Below are 16,204 nucleotides of genomic sequence, written 5' to 3' on the forward strand. Positions count from 1 at the left end.
TCCATTGCTGAGCTATGCAGTCGGTTTGATCTGCATATTATCAATTAAGCGGGTGCTTCCCAATTTTGCCGCCACGAACAAAACAATCTCTTGATTAAATTCATCAATTTTTTGCAGTTCAAGTGTACGTGCCTCTACATAGTCCACAACAAAGCCGGCCTGCGTCAATACTGCCTTAATATTCGCTAACACTTCTGACAGCTTTTCACCCTGTTGCAGTGCCTGTTCAGCATTTTTCAGGCTTTGATAAATTACTGGTGCCGTTTTACGCTCCTGTTCACTTAAATAACCGTTACGTGAACTGAGCGCCAGACCATCCTCTGCCCGGACAATTGGCACGCCAATCACTTCCAGCGGAATATTCAGGTCACGTACAAACTGACGGATCACCGCCAGCTGTTGATAATCTTTTTGGCCAAAGAAGGCATAGTTCGGCTGCACAATATTAAACAGCTTGGTCACCACCACCGCGACACCATCAAAATGTCCCGGACGCTGCAAACCACACAGGTCTTCGGTAATTTCAGACACACTGATGTTGGTTAAACGCGGGTTTTTGCCATACATTTGCTCGACAGAAGGTGCAAATACGATGTCACAACCGGCTTCTGCCAGCAATTGACTGTCTTGTTCCAAGGTCCGTGGATAGTTGTCAAAGTCTTCATTTGGACCAAACTGAATCGGGTTCACGAAGATGCTGACCACCACCACATCACATAATTGACGCGCTTCACGCACCAAGCTCAGATGGCCTTCATGCAAATTGCCCATGGTCGGGACAAAACCAATAATTTTACGCGCTGCACGTGCAGGATTTAATGAGGCTGCCAATCCCTGAATCGTGGTTTCTGTTTTCATGTTTTACAACTCAACTTGGAAAGTTTGTTCACGTGCCGGGAAAGAACCGTCTTGTACCGCAGCATGATAGGCTTTGAAGGCATCTACAATGGCTGTTTCACCAGACTGCTCTTTCATAAAGTTCCGTACAAATTTGGCAACGCGGCCAAACGTCAGACCCAGCATATCTTGCACCACCAGCACCTGACCATCGGTGTCTGCACCGGCACCAATCCCAATTACCGGAATATGCGGGAACAGGGCGCTAATTTCCTGACCAAGCTGCGCCGGTACACATTCCAGCAATAACAGCGCAGCACCGGCATCAACTACCGCCTGACAGTCGGCAATCAACTTGTCCGCCGCTTCACGGGTACGCGCCTGGAGTTTATAACCGCCAAAGACATGTACCGATTGCGGCGTCAGGCCCAAATGCACACACACTGGAATTCCGTTACGGGTCAGCACTTCTACGGTTTCAGCCAGCCAGGCACCACCTTCCATTTTGACCATTTGCGCACCGGCCTGCATCACGGTTTTCGAGCTTTGCAGTGCATCATTCAAGGTGGCATAACTCATAAATGGCAGATCGGTCATGATAAAGGCATGCTGATTGCCACGACGCACTGCTGCCGTATGATAGGCCATATCTTCAACGGTCACCGGCAAGGTAGAGTCACGGCCCTGAATCGACATCCCCAGCGAGTCGCCAATTAAAATACTATCAATTTCAGCAATTTCCATTGCCTTGGCCATACTCGCATCATAACAAGTCAGGCAGGAGAATTTGCGACCATCGGCTTTAAATTGTCTTAAGTCACTGAGACTAATCATGGAGATGTTCCTCTAGGAAAAGCATAGAACATGCTAAAAATCACTTTAAATATTTGCCCAGTGTTCATGGTCCAGCACATCCAGTGCGGGCTGTTGAATGAACGGCAAGTCTTTTAATAATTGCGTATGCACACGCAGTTCGGGGTCTAAATCCAGTAATGGAATGACCACGAAATCGCGTTCTAAAACGCCGACATGCGGCACAGTCAGACGTTCATGCTGAATCTGCTCCTGTCCATAGAGGAGTAAATCCAGATCGAGCGTGCGTTCACCCCAATGGCGTAAACGCACCCGTCCGGCTTCCTGCTCAAAACGCTGCAGCTGATCCAGCAATTCCAGCGCCGGTAAATCTGTACGCAGCTGTACCACCGCATTTAAATAATTCGGCTGGTCTTGTGGCCCCATTGGCGGACTTTGATACAGTTTAGAGGTTTTGACCTGACCCAACGTCGCCAGCTTGTGCACAGCTTCGGTCAGAATCTGGCGTGAATCGCCCAGGTTACTACCCAGGCCAATATAAGTCACCCTACTCATTGTGTTGGCCCGAAAATAACCTGACTTAAATCACGTTGTACCCGCTTGCGCTTCAGAATTGGATGGTCTGCACCAATCCCCGAGCCATTGCTTGATGATGTTGATGCAACCTGGGCACGGGCGTCTTCCTGCTGTTTGGCTTTACGGGCACGGCGGCTGCGTGGCTCCGGCTCATTCACCAGCGGTTCAATTTCGGCGGTCTGCGCGGCATTCAGCTGCTGCTCCAGATGTTCTTCCTGTGCAGCTTTGCGACGGCTCTTGGCCCGCTGACGGTTGTACTGGCCAATGGCACGTTCTTTTTCATCGGTGCTCATGGTCTGGTACTGATCCCACCACGTACCCATCTCTTGAGTCTGGGCATCGCCAGATCTTTCACGCAGCAGCAAAAAGTCGAAACCGGCACGGAAACGTGCATGGTTGGACAGGGCAGCAATTTGCTGAGGTTTTGGATTCAGCAAACGGGTTTGCATTTCCCAGACTTCACGAATAAAGGTTTCGGCAAAACGCGGAATCACCGTGCGGGTGGCCTGACGTTTCAACACATCCAGCCCAGCCTGTGCACGTGCTTCTGCCGGAATTACCCCTTTGGACAGATAAAAATCACAGCGCTCTAAAAATGGCTTCCACAGCAGCACCGCATAGAAAAATGCCGGGTTGATGGTTTTGCCAATCGCAATGCGCTGATCGGTATTTTTTGCAGCCAGTTCAATAAAGGGAGTGATGTCCGGCTTGATGTCGGCAAAAAGCTGACGCCAGATACCGAAGTCAATCAGCATCGGCAAGACGCGATTTAAATGCCCCATGGTGAACAGTTTTTGCGATTCATCATACAGACGGTGCGGAGAAACATCGCGCAGCAACTGGGTCATTTCCGGAGTAAAAATCTCCAGAATGGCCGGATCAATATTGAAATTCAGCTTGGCCGCAAAACGTAAGGTCCGCAGCATCCGCACCGGATCTTCTTCAAAACGGACGGTCGGATCACCGAGCAGACGCAAGGTTTTGGATTTAATATCATCAACTGCATGACAGAAATCCAGCACAATTCCTTTGCGTGGCTGATAATACAAAGCATTGATACTGAAATCACGACGGGAAAAATCCTGCTCAATCGTGCCCCAGTTATTGTCTCTTAAAATCATGCCTGCAGCAGAGGTCACCGCTCTTTTCGGCGGTGCACGGAAGGTAGCAACTTCCACCAGTTCACGTCCAGAATAGACATGAGCCAGCTCAAATCGGCGTCCGATAATGCGACAGCGGCGTCCGAACACCTCTTTGACCTGAGATGGCGTGGCATTGGTCACGGCATCAAAATCCTTCGGATTCAGGCCCAACATCAGGTCACGAACACCACCACCAACGATATAAGCTTCATAGCCAGCTTTGGTTAAAGCATCAATAACATCTAGAATGTAAGCAGGTAATTGCGTGGTTGATAAACCACATTTTGACGCGCGCAAAGTTTGCAAAAGACGCTGTCTCCTACGTCTGAACGTAAAATAGATTAGATGACGCTAATCATATCTCTAACACAATCAAAGGGCAATTTGATTATCTCAATACTCGGGCCCGGCTGATGCGGTGTTGGCCGATGATCAGACCCGATTAAATACCCAGCCGGTGCCGGTTTTTGGCCAATAATGCCGGTCCAATCCCTTTGACTAACTGTAAATCTTCAATCCGTTTGAATTTTCCATGCCGATTGCGGTACTCAATAATAGCTTCCGCCTTCTTTTGTCCCACGCCAGATAATTGCTGTAATTGCGCGGCTGTTGCCATATTCAGATTAATTTTTTCACTACTGCCTGCGCTAGCTGAACGGGGTTGGGAAGTCTTCGTAGAAGCCGACGGGCTTAAGCGGGCATCAATCGCCTCTTGTTCAGCCTTCCATTGCAGATAACGCGCATCATAATTTTCTGCCTGCGCATTTTGCAGCGCGAAAAAGCTACAAAACACGCAGAACATTAACGCCAGTTGAATTAGAGCTTGAGCGTGTTGAAATCTTATTCTTCTTGTCATGGTCACTCTGTCATTTTAATTGTTGTTTTGCCTGCTCCCACAGCTGATCCATTTCAGCCAACGACACCTGTTCTATATTTTTATGCTGCTGTTGTAACTGCTGTTCAATGAAAGCAAAGCGGGTTCTAAATTTATGTACGGTACTCAGCAAAGCCATTTCGCTGGACAGATTCAGTTTACGGCCAACATTAATTAAAGAGAATAAACAGTCACCCAGCTCATCCAGAATTTCGTCGGAATTTTGCCGATCCACCGCCTGTTTCAACTCTTGCAGTTCTTCATCGACTTTTTGCATCGCACCAGTGACATCGGGAAAATCAAAGCCAATCTGCGCGACATTGTGCTGTAACTGCTGTGCCTGCTGAATGGCCGGGCCATGTTTGACCTCAGATAAGCGCGATGCAGGTTTGCCGGCTTTTTCCTGCTGTTTAATCTGCTGCCACAATGCACTGACATCTTCCGGGCTTAAGGCCGCAAACTGCTCGGACTGAAATACATGCGGATGACGGCGAATCATTTTATCGGTAATGGCCTGCACCACATCCTGAAAGTCAAAAGCACCCTGCTCGCTATACATTTGCGACTGGAATACCACTTGCAGCAATAGATCACCCAGTTCTTCTTTGACGTCCTGAGCATGACCACTGCGCACGGCCGCTTCGACTTCATAGGCTTCTTCAATTGCATACCTGGTCAGCGATTCCGGGGTCTGCTTCTGGTCCCATGGGCATTGCTCACGAAGCTGTTTCATCACTGCCAATAACTGATCCATGCCGATTTCTACCTTCTTTAACCATCATCTACATAAAAATATTTGCTATGCTCTCAACAGAACCACACTTTGAAAAACAAAAACACAAGGAGTTAGCCACATGCACAGTATCTTCATTAGTGGTGCAGCACAAGGCATTGGTGCAGCAGTGGCCCGCTTATTTTATCAGGCGGGTTATAAAGTCGGAATTTATGATTTAAATGTTGCACAGGCCGAGCAACTGGCGCAGCAGCTAGGTCCCAATGCGCAAGCCGGCGGGCTGGATGTCGCGGATTATGCGCAGTGGCAAACGGCTTTGGCGCGTTTTGTAGACTGGGCTGGCGAGCTGAATATTTTAGTCAACAATGCCGGCATTTTATATTCGGGTGCTTTTGAAGACACCGAGATTCAGGCGCATCAGCGCACCATGCAAGTTAATGTCAATGGGGTACTAAATGGCTGTCATGCCGCACTGCCTTATTTAAAACAGGCGACTTTTGCCCGGGTGGTGAACCTGTCGTCAGCTTCGGCCATTTATGGACAGGCCGATCTGGTATCGTATTCGGCCAGCAAATTTGCGGTACGCGGTATAAGCGAAGGGCTGGATGTTGAATGGCAAAAATACGGTATCCGGGTGCTGGATGTGATGCCTCTGTTTGTACAAACCGCCATGGTCAAAGATATGGATGCCGGCACCATCCAAAATATGGGGGTACATTTAAGCGCGGAAGATGTGGCCGATGAAATTTTCAGTTGTGTTACGCGAAAAAGCTCGCTATTTACCGCCACCCATCAGCCGGTCGGATTAAAAAGCAAATTCCTGTTTACCCTGTCACGCCTAAGCCCGCAGTGGGTGAATCGTTATAGCAATATGTTGCTGGCACGGCGTCCAGACTAGAAACTAATGGCCATAAAAAAGCCCGAATCTGATTCGGGCTTTTTTTGTATCAAGCGACAAACCGCTTAACCGCGTTTAAATTTCTTCTCGGCTTTCTTAAACTTCTGTACATAACGACGACGACGCGCAGCAGTACGTTCATCCACCTGTGATTTACGTCCTTCAAACGGGTTCTCAGAGGTTTTAAATTCAATCTTCACCGGAGTTCCTTCTAGCTTATAGACCTTACGGAACACGTTTTCCAGGTAACGACGATAATCGGCCGGGGTTTTATCCACCTTGTTACCGTGAATTACAATCGTTGGCGGGTTCTGGCCTCCCATGTGTGCATAACGCATTTTAATGGCACGACCCTGCACTTTTGGCGGATGGTGCGCTTCAGTTGCATCATTCAGAATCTGAGTCAGTTTGGCTGGTGATACTTTTAAGCGCGAAGACTCATAAGCACGATGAATCGATGGATAAAGATCACCCACCCCAGTGCCATGCAGCGCTGAAATCAGGTGAATACGCGCCCAAGGAATAAAGTCAAAGCGGCGCTCGACATCCAGCTTACACTGCTTGCGATCATATTCAGACATGTTGTCCCATTTATTGATCGCAATCACCATGGCACGGCCAGCTTCCAGCGCATAACCAATCAGGTGCAGGTCCTGCTCGACAATCCCTTCACGCGCATCGACCACCACAACCACCACGTTGGCATCTTTCATCGCCTGCAAGGTTTTTACAATCGAGAATTTCTCGATCATTTCATCAACCTTGCCTTTACGGCGTACACCGGCAGTATCAATCAGGGTGTATTTACGCCCTTCACGCTCAAACGGAATATAGATCGAGTCACGTGTTGTGCCCGGCTGGTCAAAAGCAACCACGCGCTCTTCACCCAGCAAACGGTTCACCAGCGTCGATTTACCCACGTTTGGACGACCAATAATCGCTAGACGCAGACCCGTGTCTTCATCACGCTCTTCCGGGTTTTCATCTTCCGGCACATCTTGCAGTACTTCTTCCAGCATCTGCTGAACACCGCGACCATGGCTGGCGGCCACTTGCATTGGCTCGCCCATCCCCAGTTTAAAGAATTCAACCAGCGCGGCTTCTGCATGTACGCCATCGACCTTATTGGCCACCAGAAAGACTTTTTTACCCAGCGTACGCAGTTCACGGGCAATCTGCTCATCCGAAGCCAGCAGACCGGCACGCGCATCGACCACGAAGATGATCATATCGGCTTCATGGATGGCGGTTTTCGACTGCTCGGCCATGTAAGAATCGATACCACCTTCAGATTCGCCAATACCGCCGGTATCGACCACGATGAAGGATTTATTCTGATAGGTCGCATCACCATATTTACGGTCACGCGTCAGGCCGGCAAAGTCTGCGACCAGAGCATCACGACTCTTGGTGATCTGGTTAAACAACGTTGATTTTCCGACGTTCGGACGACCAATGAGCGCAATTACGGGTTTCATAGATTAACCTTTATTTGAGATCAGTCCACTACACGGGTCTGAACATCAGAAACAAATGGGAAGAAAAAATTTCAGTCAAAGACCTGAATAAAAACACGGGGCATTGAACATTCAATCACCCCGCGTTAAAAAATACGGAAATTGTCGCCTAGTTTAACATAAGGCAACAAAAAGTTAACGGTTCTGCCAAATGCTGAATGCACCCTTTTGCGTACCAACATATAACTGGTTGTCGATGACACGTAAAGAACGCACTTCACCGCTGGTTTTGGCGCGACCAATCAGCTGACCGTTGCTCGGGTTAAACAGATGCAAGACACCATCCATATCTCCCACCACCAGGTCCTGACCCAGCATTACCGGGTTACTTAAACGACGGTTAAGCAACTGGTCATTTTCCCACAGCTTCTGGCCACTGGTAATTTCATAAGCCACTAAACGGCCATCGGCACTGGCGACAAAAACCCCATTGCCGACCACTTCCGGACGTTTGGTGCTGCTCAGGTCTTCGCTCCAAACCACTTGCTGTGAAGCCAGATCAGTGACGGTCACCTGGCCCTGGAAGCTGGTAGTGACCAGGAACTGGCCAGCTACTACCGGATCGCCATCAATATCATTTAAACGCTGAATATCGGAGCGACCTTCACTGATGGCCACACGGCGCTGCATACGTGGCGTACCGGTCACCACATCAATTGCATAAATATAAGCATTGGCGGTTGCTACCAGCACGGTACGCGGATCAACCGCTACCGGTGCAGCGCTACCACGTAGGCTAAACTGGACATTCGGCAAATTGTAAGTCCACATTTGCTGGCCAGTCGCCAGGTTATGCGCATAGACAATACCATCATTGCTGATAGTCACCACACGGTTGGCATGCACCAGCGAAGGTGCCAGAATAGCCCCAGTCAATTGTGCGGTCCACTTTTTCTCACCTGTGGCCTGATCCAGTGCAAACAGTTGGCCTTTCTGATTCCCAACAATCACCAGACCTTCTGCCGCTTCTACACCTGAGCTGAGCCCCTGTTTGCTGACTTCGGTTTGCCACAAACGCTGCTTGCCACGATAGGCCGCTACTTCACCTTTAGGATCAATACTAAATACCACGCCATTATCGACATCTAGCTGTAAACGCAGCGGATCTTCTTCAGCAGTCGATGAGGTGTTTTGAGAAAATACAGGCACCAGGGTTTTGGCCTGTTGCAGTTTTGGCAAAGGATTCGGTTTTACTTTTTCAACTTTAATGCTGTTGCTTGAACAGCCAACCAATGCAAGGCTTAAAACAGTTAGTGCAAACGGGATCTTATATTTTCTATTCATTCAGTTTCATCCACTTGTGTGTCGATTACAGGACGTTCAATTTCAGGATCATCAACTAAAACGCCGACACTTTCGAGTTTAATTTGTAAAATTTGACGTTCCTGTTGACGTTCAAGTAACGCATTCCATGCGTTCTGATACGCTTTTTTGGCATTTTCAATATCATTTTTCGCCACGTACACATCACCACGCGCTTCTTCAGCTGTTGCTTTAAAGGCAGGATCGTTGACGGCAGACAAGGTTTTCAGTGCCTCATCATATTTCTTTTGTGCCAATTGCGCATAGGCCAAACGCAGTTTTAATACCTGCATTAAGCCGGCATCATCGACTTTAGAATTTTCAACTTTCTTTAAGGCTTTTTCTGCACCGGCATAATCGCCCTGATCATAGGCCAGTTTCGCCATTAAGAACTGGGTCTGAATGGCCTGGACTGAATCTGGGGCTTCTTTCACAATCTTATCGGCCGTGGTCGACAGGTTCTGGAAAGCTTTGTCATCGCCTTCAGCCGCACGCGCCTCGTCCATCAGTTGCTGGACTTTTGCGGTGTTGGTCTGATCTTCAGCCAGGTTTTTCTTCTGCCAGTATTGCCATCCGAAAAAGGCAATCAGCGCAATCAAAATCCCGCTAATAATTGCAGAACCATATTTCTTAGCGAATGATTTTAAATGATCAAGTTGTTCATCATCACTTAATGCGCTCATTGAATTACCCTTTTCCTTATGTTCTTTGGCTTATTTTGAAGAAAATTTTTCAATCATAAATGGCACAATCTCTGCCACAGCTACATCCAACTGCTCGGCAGTGGCCAGTTCTTTAACGGTAAAGCGCTGGTTTTCCCACTCACGCTCACCCAGAATTAGAGCATACAGTGCACCCGACTGGTCGGCTTTTTTCATCTGGCTTTTCATCGAGCCTTGCGAGCCGACTTTCAAACGAATGGCGCTACCACTGGCTTCAAGTTGGTCACGAATCTGCTCGGCCAGCACCAGTGCTTTACCTTGTGATGCCGGATCGGCCACCAGGAACATTTCACAGTCGCGGCTTGGGCTGTTGTCTTCGACCTGTTCCAGTAGAAGCAATAAACGCTCCATACCCATGGCAAAACCAACTGCCGGAACCGACTGTTCTGGCTTGCCTTTTAACTGCCCCACCAGACCATCATAACGGCCACCGGCACACACTGTCCCTTGTGAACCCAAATGGGTGGTGGTCCATTCAAATACGGTTTTGTTGTAATAATCCAGACCACGGACCAATTTTTGATTAATCACGAAGCTGACACCGGCATCAGTCAGATACTGCTGCAACAGGGCAAAATGCGCCATGGTGTCTTCACCCATAAAGTCGTGAAGTTTTGGTGCATTTTCCAGGATGCTTTGAGTTTTGGCATCTTTAGAATCCAGAATACGCAGCGGGTTGGTGCTTAAACGGCGCTGAGAATCTTCATCGAGATCGGCTTTGTGCGTTTCCAGGAATTCAACCAAGGCGGCGCGATATGCTGCACGTTCGTCTGACTCACCTAAAGTATTCAGTTCAAGTTGAACTTTATCTGCAACGCCCATACGTTTCCATAAACGCGCGGTCATTAAAATCAGCTCGGCATCCATATCTGGTGTAGCCACACCAAAAGTTTCCACACCAAACTGGTGGAACTGGCGATAACGGCCTTTTTGCGGTTTTTCATAACGGAACATCGGGCCGATATACCACACACGAGGCGTTGCACCACGCAGCAGGTTATGCTCAAGCATGGCACGCACACAGCCTGCCGTGCCTTCCGGACGTAAAGTCAATGACTCTGGCGGATTGCCTTTGTCCAGGAAGGTGTACATTTCTTTTTCAACGATATCGGTTGCATCGCCAATGGAACGCTTGAACAGATGGGTCTGCTCAACCATCGGCAAACGGATTTGCTGATAACCATAAGCATCCATAAGACTGGACAGATGCTGTTCCAGACGTCTCCAAGCCGGGGTCTGGGTTGGGAGAATGTCATTAAAACCTTTGATTGCGACGATTGAACTCATGATCTACTCAGAAAAACCTGTGCGAATAATCTCTTTTGACTTAGCTTCTTCAAGCTCTTTAACACGTTGACGAACCATTGTTTCGATTTCATCAACCAATTGATTGGTATCAATTAAATGGCTCTTTTCACCATTACGATACACCAGTGAACGCGGACTTGCACCTACCACGCCAATATCAGCTTCTTTGGCTTCGCCCGGACCGTTAACTTTACAGCCAATCACCGACACATCCATTGGAGTGCGGACATCTTCCAGACGCTCTTCCAACATCTGCATGGCTTTAATCACGTTAAATTCCTGACGTGAACAGCTTGGGCAGGCAATGAAGTTAATGCCGTTAGAACGCAGGCCGAGCGATTTTAAAATATCAAAGCCAATTTTGACTTCTTCTTCCGGCTCTGCTGCCAGGGAAATACGCATGGTGTCGCCAATGCCTTCCATCAGCAGGCCACCTAAGGCAATCGCTGATTTCACCGAACCGGTCCGATAGATTCCCGCTTCAGTCACACCTAAATGCAGCGGATTATCAATTTGCTGCGACAGCAAACGATAGGCATCCATGGTTAAAAATACATTCGATGCTTTGACTGATACCTTAAATTCCTGGAAATCCAGACGGTCTAAAATATCAATATGGCGCATGGCCGATTCAAGCAGAGCCGCACCGGTCGGCTCGCCATATTTCTTTTGAATATCTTTTTCCAGTGAACCGGCATTGACCCCAATCCGCATGGAAATATCATGATGTTTGGCCGCAGCCACCACTTCACGGATTTTCGCTTCCGAACCAATATTACCCGGGTTAATCCGCAGACAGTCAGCGCCGAAATCGGCCACAGCCAAAGCAATTTTATAGTCGAAGTGAATATCTGCAACCAAAGGAACAGAGACCTGCTTACGGATTTCACCAAAAGCCTGTGCGGCTTCCATGCTGGGCACCGATACCCGCATGATGTCTGCACCAGCATCAACACAGCGCTGAATTTGCGCAACCGTTGCGGCGACATCACAGGTTTCGGTATTGGTCATACTCTGAATGCTGATTGGCGCATCACCGCCCACATAGACTGAACCGACACGAATTTTACGGGTTGGACGGCGTCGAATTGGATTCTCAATCATGATTTCGCTCTACTCTGTGCCATTAACGCGACAAACGGAATTCCGCTTTGCCATTGACGGTATATGGAGACAATGAAATATTTTCATTGTTTAGACTTAATGACACTGCGGTTGCATCATCTAAACGAATCTGAAATGGTGCCTCACCAGTTAAATTCAAGCTGGACGCCTGACGGCCAGTGGCCAGCACCTTCCCGGTCGAATCCACAATATGAACCGACGTCGGACGGTTAAAGCTTAAAGACAGCTGATCGCCGGTCACGGCACTGCTGTTGTCTAAATTAATAATTTCGACATCAGACATTGGCACAATATTCTGCTCGGTGTCGCTCGACTGCGAAGATGACCAGTTTTGCACGGCCGCGATGATAATCCAGATTAAGGCCAGTGCCACTACCGCCAGCGCAATACGTTTTAACCATTTGCGGTTACGGTCACGATTCGAGCCAGGCAGTTTGCCCATAATTTTAATTGGGGAATTATTCAGGGCATGATTCGGCAGCATGCCGGTATCATTGGCATAGATTTCATCAAAACGCTGGATGATACTGGTGGCATCGACTTTTAAATATTTGGCGTAGGTGCGGTAATAACCCTTGATAAAGGTCGCTTCAGGCAGTAACTTGTATTCATCCTGCTCCAGCGCCGTCAGGGTTTTGACCGGAATATTCAATTCTTGCGCCACATCTTCAAGCTCAAGCTTCTGATTTTGACGGATTTGACGCAGATACTCACCTGGGCGTTGGATATTTCCTAATGCATTGGGCGCTACATTTGTATTTGATTGCGGTGAATTAGGATTTACTTCCATACGGCCTCAGTACTGTATTTCAATTGCAGATAACGTTGGTATTCCTGACTCTCTGGATACAAGGCACGCAGTTGATTGACCAACACCTGTGTCCCCAAATTGTCTTGGTTTGCTCGAGCAATACGAATCCCGATCCATAAAGCACGAGCATCTTGATTATTTTGCCCGACACCGCGTACAAAATCTTCATAAAGTTCTGTCGCCATTGCTTGTTGCTGATTGAAATACTTCAACTCAGCCAATTCAAGCATAGCAATATAGGCATCACGATTAATCTGTAGTGCCTGAATAAAAGCTTGTTCCGCCTCTTTTAATTTACCCAGTTGCACATAAGCTCGACCTAAATTTTCCAATGCACGAAAACGTTGATCATATCCCAAAGTTGTTCCTGCTATTTGGAGATGTTCAATCGCATCATTATAACGCCCCACCTGATACAAATACGTACCATAGTTGTTACGTGCCTGCGCATTTTTTGGCTCAATAGAAAGTGCCTGTTTAAAATAGCGCTCTGCTCGCTCTACATTAAACTTGCTTCCTTCTTGCTGTAACAGCACGCCCATCATCATATTGGCTGTTGCATCGCGAGAATTAATCTCAAGTGCCTGATCAAGTGCACGTTTCGCTGCATCAAAGTTATTGACTTTAATGTATTCAGCTGCCAGTTGAGTTCTTACCTTTACTGCTTTTTCTGGATCACCTTTGGCACCGGTAGTCTGACATCCACCAGAAACAACTAAGGTCAGCCCCAAAATAGAAGTGCAAATAAATTTCAAGCTTGGCTTTCTCAACTGACACCCCCTAAATTTAATTATCCTTGAGAGCGCATAATTTCATTTCGCTCTGCAACTTTCTTTTTCCACTGTTCCGCACGACGGGTACGGTCTGCCACCTGTCCCACCAGCTGGCCACACGCGGCATCAATATCATCACCACGTGTCTGACGAATCGTACACACAAATCCGGCATCAGACAAAGTTTTTTGGAAAGAAATAATCCGGTTCCGGCTTGAACGGCCATATGGCGCATGCGGGAACGGGTTAAACGGAATTAAATTGATTTTGCTTGGCAGGTCTTTGAGCAGCTTGATCATCTCTTTGGCATGTTCAATGCTGTCATTCACGCCATCGAGCATGACATATTCAATGGTCACGTGCTTACGCGCACTTTCGTTGCCATCTTTTTTGATATAACGCTGGCAGGCTGCAATCAGCTGTTCCAGTGGATATTTCTTGTTGATTGGCACCAGCTCATTGCGCAGTTCATCGTTGGTGGCGTGTAAAGAAATCGCCAGCGCGACATCAATATCTTCAGCCAGCTGGTCAATTTTTGGCACTACACCCGAGGTCGACAGCGTTACACGGCGTTTTGACATGCCATAGGCGAAGTCATCCAGCATAATACGCATCGAGTTTAAAACTGCATCATAGTTCAGCAGCGGCTCGCCCATGCCCATCATCACCACGTTCGTCACCGAACGCTCACGCTCTGCAACCGGCACATCTTCCATATAGGAATAGTTGGCCATCCACAGCTGACCAATAATTTCAGCTTGGGTCAGGTCGCGCTGAAAGCCCTGTTTACCGGTTGAACAGAATGAACAGTCCAGCGCACAGCCGACCTGTGAGGAAATACATAAAGTCTTACGCGAACCGGTTTTATCTTCCGCAGGAATCAGCACGGTTTCAACCAAGGAACCGGCATCATCACCGACACGGAACACCCATTTACGCGTACCATCTTTAGAATAGTTTTTATGCACCACATCGGGCGCTTTAATTTCACATATCTGTTCCAGTTTTGCGCGCAACTTGCCTGAAATATTGGTCATTTCGGCAAAATCGGTTACAAAATACTGGTGAATCCATTTCATCACCTGGCCGGCACGAAATTTCTTCTCACCTAAATCTTCGAAGAATTTTTCCAGCTCAGCACGCGACATGCCCAGTAAATTCACTTTCTGCACAGAAGTTGATTGCGCTGGAGTGGACAAAGATTGTTGCTGCTCATCAGATGTTGCAGATGAAGCGACCACTTCATTACTCATGTGTATTACCTAAATCATGTCTGAGGATGAAAGGAGATGCTCAAGATCTGAGCGAGGGATTATTCAGAGAATAAAAAAACCAGATAAGTATAATAACACTTATCTGGTTTGAATACTGCGTATTAACGAGTACGTGGAGCAATCTCAGTTTGAGCGAAGAAGTAGTTAACTTCACGGTCAGCAGATGCTACAGAGTCAGAACCGTGAGCAGCGTTTTCGTCGATGCTTACAGCGAAGTCTGCACGGATAGTGCCAGGAGCCGCTTCTTTAGGGTTAGTTGCGCCCAGGATTTCACGGTGAGCAAGAACTGCGTTTTCACCTTCAAGAACTGAAACAACAACTGGACCAGAAGTCATGAACGCAACTAAGTCAGCGAAGAAACCACGTTCTTTGTGCTCAGCGTAGAAGCCTTCAGCTTCAGCTTGAGTCAAGTGTTTCATTTTAGTTGCAACGATTTTAAGACCCGCTTTTTCAAAACGTGCGAAGATTTCGCCGATTACGTTTTTAGCAACTGCGTCTGGTTTAACGATAGATAATGTACGTTCGATAGCCATGATTGGCTCCTTAAAGTCAAAGTTGACAGAAATTTTGCCGCATTATACCGAAAAATGGGCTTTTTTCTGCGTTTAATCTGTAAAAAAATCGGTTTTTTGAGGTCGCTGTTAACGTGCTTCGTCAATCCATGCCATTTGAATGGCTTCTAACAGACCTTCGGTTGACTTGGTCGGATCATCTTCAAAATCTGGAAGTGCACAAACCCAGGCATGCAGGTCAGTAAAACGGATCCATTGCGGATCGACATCTGGATGTGCTTCATACAGTTCAATGGCGATATCGATGCTATCTGTCCAACGTAAACCCATGTCTATTCCTAAGGCAGTTTAGTGTGATGCACTACTTTAGCAAATTTTGCAAATGCTGTACCAGCCTTGAAAGGCTGTGCCGCCAGTGAATGGGCTATAGCGCAATTTCCAGATACGGCGCAGCCGAAATAATGCCGCTGGCCACCAGACCGCCAATCAGTGCACCGACCGCCACATCACTTGGATAATGCAGCCCCAGCACCATACGTGATAGCGCCACCAGAATGGTAAAAGGTAACATCAACACCAGCAGTAGCGGCTGAATATAGCCCAGTACCGTGGTAATCATGACTGCATGCAAAGTGTGACCGGAAGGAAAACTAAAGTGATCAAGCGGACGCTCGCCCAGGCGGATCACCTGATGCACCTGATAAGGACGCGGACGCACGGTTTTGCTTTTAAGCAGTTTATAGATGCCTGTACCGACTGATCCACCTAACAGCAAGTAGATAATCTGCAATCCATACAGCAGGCCCTGCCATAACCAGACCGTGGCCAGCATGACATACCAGAATAAACCGTCGCCTAAGCGGCTCACCACTTTAAAGAAATAAGCCACCCGCTCGGAGTGGGAAAAATGATTGAGATACAAACAGCCTTTCAAGTCGAGATCAAGTATTCTTATTTTTGCATTTTTAAGTTTCATTCTATGCTCTC

General features: G+C 47.7%; 18 protein-coding genes. 1 reads left to right on the forward strand and 17 read right to left on the reverse strand.

The window, feature by feature from the left end; all coding sequences use genetic code 11:
- Positions 1–12: 12 nt before the first annotated feature.
- The 6 genes from panC to mazG all read right to left on the reverse strand — a co-directional run bounded on the left by panC (position 13) and on the right by mazG (position 4,996).
- The gene (gene panC / locus ACPEPR_RS09840; protein WP_423562371.1) at positions 13–858 is read right to left on the reverse strand and encodes a pantoate--beta-alanine ligase; all 846 of its coding nucleotides are present in this window, start codon (positions 856–858) and stop codon (positions 13–15) included.
- A 3-nt stretch (positions 859–861) separates the two neighbouring features.
- A complete protein-coding gene (gene panB, locus ACPEPR_RS09845) occupies positions 862–1,671 on the reverse strand; it encodes a 3-methyl-2-oxobutanoate hydroxymethyltransferase (protein ID WP_104484274.1) in 810 nt (269 codons plus the stop codon).
- Between the two features lie 45 nt (positions 1,672–1,716).
- Entirely contained in the window at positions 1,717–2,205 is a 489-nt protein-coding gene (gene folK / locus ACPEPR_RS09850; RefSeq protein WP_005182411.1) for a 2-amino-4-hydroxy-6-hydroxymethyldihydropteridine diphosphokinase, read from the reverse strand.
- Positions 2,202–3,674 carry a polynucleotide adenylyltransferase PcnB gene (gene pcnB, locus ACPEPR_RS09855; RefSeq protein WP_423562372.1) on the reverse strand — a complete coding sequence of 491 codons (1,473 nt, stop codon included), beginning with the start codon at positions 3,672–3,674 and terminating at the stop codon, positions 2,202–2,204. The genes folK and pcnB overlap by 4 nt, the downstream gene beginning before the upstream one ends.
- A 136-nt stretch (positions 3,675–3,810) precedes the next feature.
- A complete protein-coding gene (locus ACPEPR_RS09860) occupies positions 3,811–4,224 on the reverse strand; it encodes a ComEA family DNA-binding protein (RefSeq protein WP_005182409.1) in 414 nt (137 codons plus the stop codon).
- Positions 4,225–4,234: 10 nt separating this feature from the next.
- A complete protein-coding gene (mazG, locus tag ACPEPR_RS09865) occupies positions 4,235–4,996 on the reverse strand; it encodes a nucleoside triphosphate pyrophosphohydrolase (RefSeq protein ID WP_168393972.1) in 762 nt (253 codons plus the stop codon).
- A 100-nt stretch (positions 4,997–5,096) separates the two neighbouring features.
- Here mazG and ACPEPR_RS09870 point away from each other — a divergent pair, with 100 nt between their 5' ends.
- The gene (locus tag ACPEPR_RS09870) at positions 5,097–5,873 is read left to right on the forward strand and encodes an SDR family oxidoreductase (RefSeq protein WP_005182407.1); all 777 of its coding nucleotides are present in this window, start codon (positions 5,097–5,099) and stop codon (positions 5,871–5,873) included.
- A 65-nt stretch (positions 5,874–5,938) separates the two neighbouring features.
- Here ACPEPR_RS09870 and der read toward each other — a convergent pair whose 3' ends face one another.
- The 11 genes from der to ACPEPR_RS09925 all read right to left on the reverse strand — a co-directional run bounded on the left by der (position 5,939) and on the right by ACPEPR_RS09925 (position 16,193).
- Positions 5,939–7,351, reverse strand: a complete 1,413-nt coding sequence (gene der / locus ACPEPR_RS09875) for a ribosome biogenesis GTPase Der (protein ID WP_005182406.1) — start codon at positions 7,349–7,351, stop codon at positions 5,939–5,941.
- A 174-nt stretch (positions 7,352–7,525) separates the two neighbouring features.
- The gene (gene bamB / locus ACPEPR_RS09880) at positions 7,526–8,674 is read right to left on the reverse strand and encodes an outer membrane protein assembly factor BamB (protein ID WP_005182405.1); all 1,149 of its coding nucleotides are present in this window, start codon (positions 8,672–8,674) and stop codon (positions 7,526–7,528) included.
- A complete protein-coding gene (locus ACPEPR_RS09885) occupies positions 8,671–9,375 on the reverse strand; it encodes a YfgM family protein (protein ID WP_005182401.1) in 705 nt (234 codons plus the stop codon). The genes bamB and ACPEPR_RS09885 overlap by 4 nt, the downstream gene beginning before the upstream one ends.
- 30 nt (positions 9,376–9,405) lie before the next feature.
- Positions 9,406–10,701, reverse strand: a complete 1,296-nt coding sequence (gene hisS / locus ACPEPR_RS09890; RefSeq protein WP_168397902.1) for a histidine--tRNA ligase — start codon at positions 10,699–10,701, stop codon at positions 9,406–9,408.
- Positions 10,702–10,704: 3 nt separating this feature from the next.
- Positions 10,705–11,826, reverse strand: coding sequence for a flavodoxin-dependent (E)-4-hydroxy-3-methylbut-2-enyl-diphosphate synthase (ispG, locus tag ACPEPR_RS09895; RefSeq protein ID WP_005182396.1), 1,122 nt, complete (start codon positions 11,824–11,826; stop codon positions 10,705–10,707).
- Positions 11,827–11,848: 22 nt separating this feature from the next.
- Positions 11,849–12,637: a helix-turn-helix domain-containing protein gene (locus ACPEPR_RS09900; RefSeq protein ID WP_423562373.1), complete on the reverse strand. Its 789-nt coding sequence runs from the start codon at positions 12,635–12,637 to the stop codon at positions 11,849–11,851.
- Positions 12,628–13,428 carry a type IV pilus biogenesis/stability protein PilW gene (gene pilW, locus ACPEPR_RS09905; protein ID WP_104489142.1) on the reverse strand — a complete coding sequence of 267 codons (801 nt, stop codon included), beginning with the start codon at positions 13,426–13,428 and terminating at the stop codon, positions 12,628–12,630. The genes ACPEPR_RS09900 and pilW overlap by 10 nt, the downstream gene beginning before the upstream one ends.
- A 20-nt stretch (positions 13,429–13,448) precedes the next feature.
- On the reverse strand, positions 13,449–14,684 hold the full coding sequence (gene rlmN, locus ACPEPR_RS09910; RefSeq protein WP_423562374.1) for a 23S rRNA (adenine(2503)-C(2))-methyltransferase RlmN: 1,236 nt from the start codon (positions 14,682–14,684) through the stop codon (positions 13,449–13,451).
- 122 nt (positions 14,685–14,806) lie between these two features.
- On the reverse strand, positions 14,807–15,238 hold the full coding sequence (gene ndk / locus ACPEPR_RS09915) for a nucleoside-diphosphate kinase (RefSeq protein WP_005182388.1): 432 nt from the start codon (positions 15,236–15,238) through the stop codon (positions 14,807–14,809).
- Positions 15,239–15,346: 108 nt separating this feature from the next.
- Entirely contained in the window at positions 15,347–15,547 is a 201-nt protein-coding gene (gene iscX, locus ACPEPR_RS09920) for a Fe-S cluster assembly protein IscX (RefSeq protein WP_005182385.1), read from the reverse strand.
- A gap of 94 nt (positions 15,548–15,641) precedes the next feature.
- Positions 15,642–16,193, reverse strand: a complete 552-nt coding sequence (locus tag ACPEPR_RS09925) for a phosphatase PAP2 family protein (RefSeq protein WP_005182381.1) — start codon at positions 16,191–16,193, stop codon at positions 15,642–15,644.
- Between the last annotated feature and the right edge of the window lie 11 nt (positions 16,194–16,204).

Source organism: Acinetobacter sp. AND/436 (genome assembly GCF_049546925.1).
Classification (GTDB): Bacteria; Pseudomonadota; Gammaproteobacteria; order Pseudomonadales; family Moraxellaceae; genus Acinetobacter; species Acinetobacter indicus.

Excerpts from the sequence above, each read along its gene's own strand:
- ACPEPR_RS09885 (WP_005182401.1), bottom strand. The coding sequence starts at position 9,375 with ATGAGCGCATTAAGTGATGATGAACAACTTGATCATTTAAAATCATTC.
- ispG (WP_005182396.1), bottom strand. The coding sequence starts at position 11,826 with ATGATTGAGAATCCAATTCGACGCCGTCCAACCCGTAAAATTCGTGTC.
- panC (WP_423562371.1), bottom strand. The coding sequence starts at position 858 with ATGAAAACAGAAACCACGATTCAGGGATTGGCAGCCTCATTAAATCCT.
- ACPEPR_RS09925 (WP_005182381.1), bottom strand. The coding sequence starts at position 16,193 with ATGAAACTTAAAAATGCAAAAATAAGAATACTTGATCTCGACTTGAAA.
- panB (WP_104484274.1), bottom strand. The coding sequence starts at position 1,671 with ATGATTAGTCTCAGTGACTTAAGACAATTTAAAGCCGATGGTCGCAAA.
- der (WP_005182406.1), bottom strand. The coding sequence starts at position 7,351 with ATGAAACCCGTAATTGCGCTCATTGGTCGTCCGAACGTCGGAAAATCA.
- ndk (WP_005182388.1), bottom strand. The coding sequence starts at position 15,238 with ATGGCTATCGAACGTACATTATCTATCGTTAAACCAGACGCAGTTGCT.
- bamB (WP_005182405.1), bottom strand. The coding sequence starts at position 8,674 with ATGAATAGAAAATATAAGATCCCGTTTGCACTAACTGTTTTAAGCCTT.
- iscX (WP_005182385.1), bottom strand. The coding sequence starts at position 15,547 with ATGGGTTTACGTTGGACAGATAGCATCGATATCGCCATTGAACTGTAT.
- ACPEPR_RS09900 (WP_423562373.1), bottom strand. The coding sequence starts at position 12,637 with ATGGAAGTAAATCCTAATTCACCGCAATCAAATACAAATGTAGCGCCC.
- rlmN (WP_423562374.1), bottom strand. The coding sequence starts at position 14,684 with ATGAGTAATGAAGTGGTCGCTTCATCTGCAACATCTGATGAGCAGCAA.
- ACPEPR_RS09860 (WP_005182409.1), bottom strand. The coding sequence starts at position 4,224 with ATGACAAGAAGAATAAGATTTCAACACGCTCAAGCTCTAATTCAACTG.
- mazG (WP_168393972.1), bottom strand. The coding sequence starts at position 4,996 with ATGGATCAGTTATTGGCAGTGATGAAACAGCTTCGTGAGCAATGCCCA.
- ACPEPR_RS09870 (WP_005182407.1), top strand. The coding sequence starts at position 5,097 with ATGCACAGTATCTTCATTAGTGGTGCAGCACAAGGCATTGGTGCAGCA.
- hisS (WP_168397902.1), bottom strand. The coding sequence starts at position 10,701 with ATGAGTTCAATCGTCGCAATCAAAGGTTTTAATGACATTCTCCCAACC.
- folK (WP_005182411.1), bottom strand. The coding sequence starts at position 2,205 with ATGAGTAGGGTGACTTATATTGGCCTGGGTAGTAACCTGGGCGATTCA.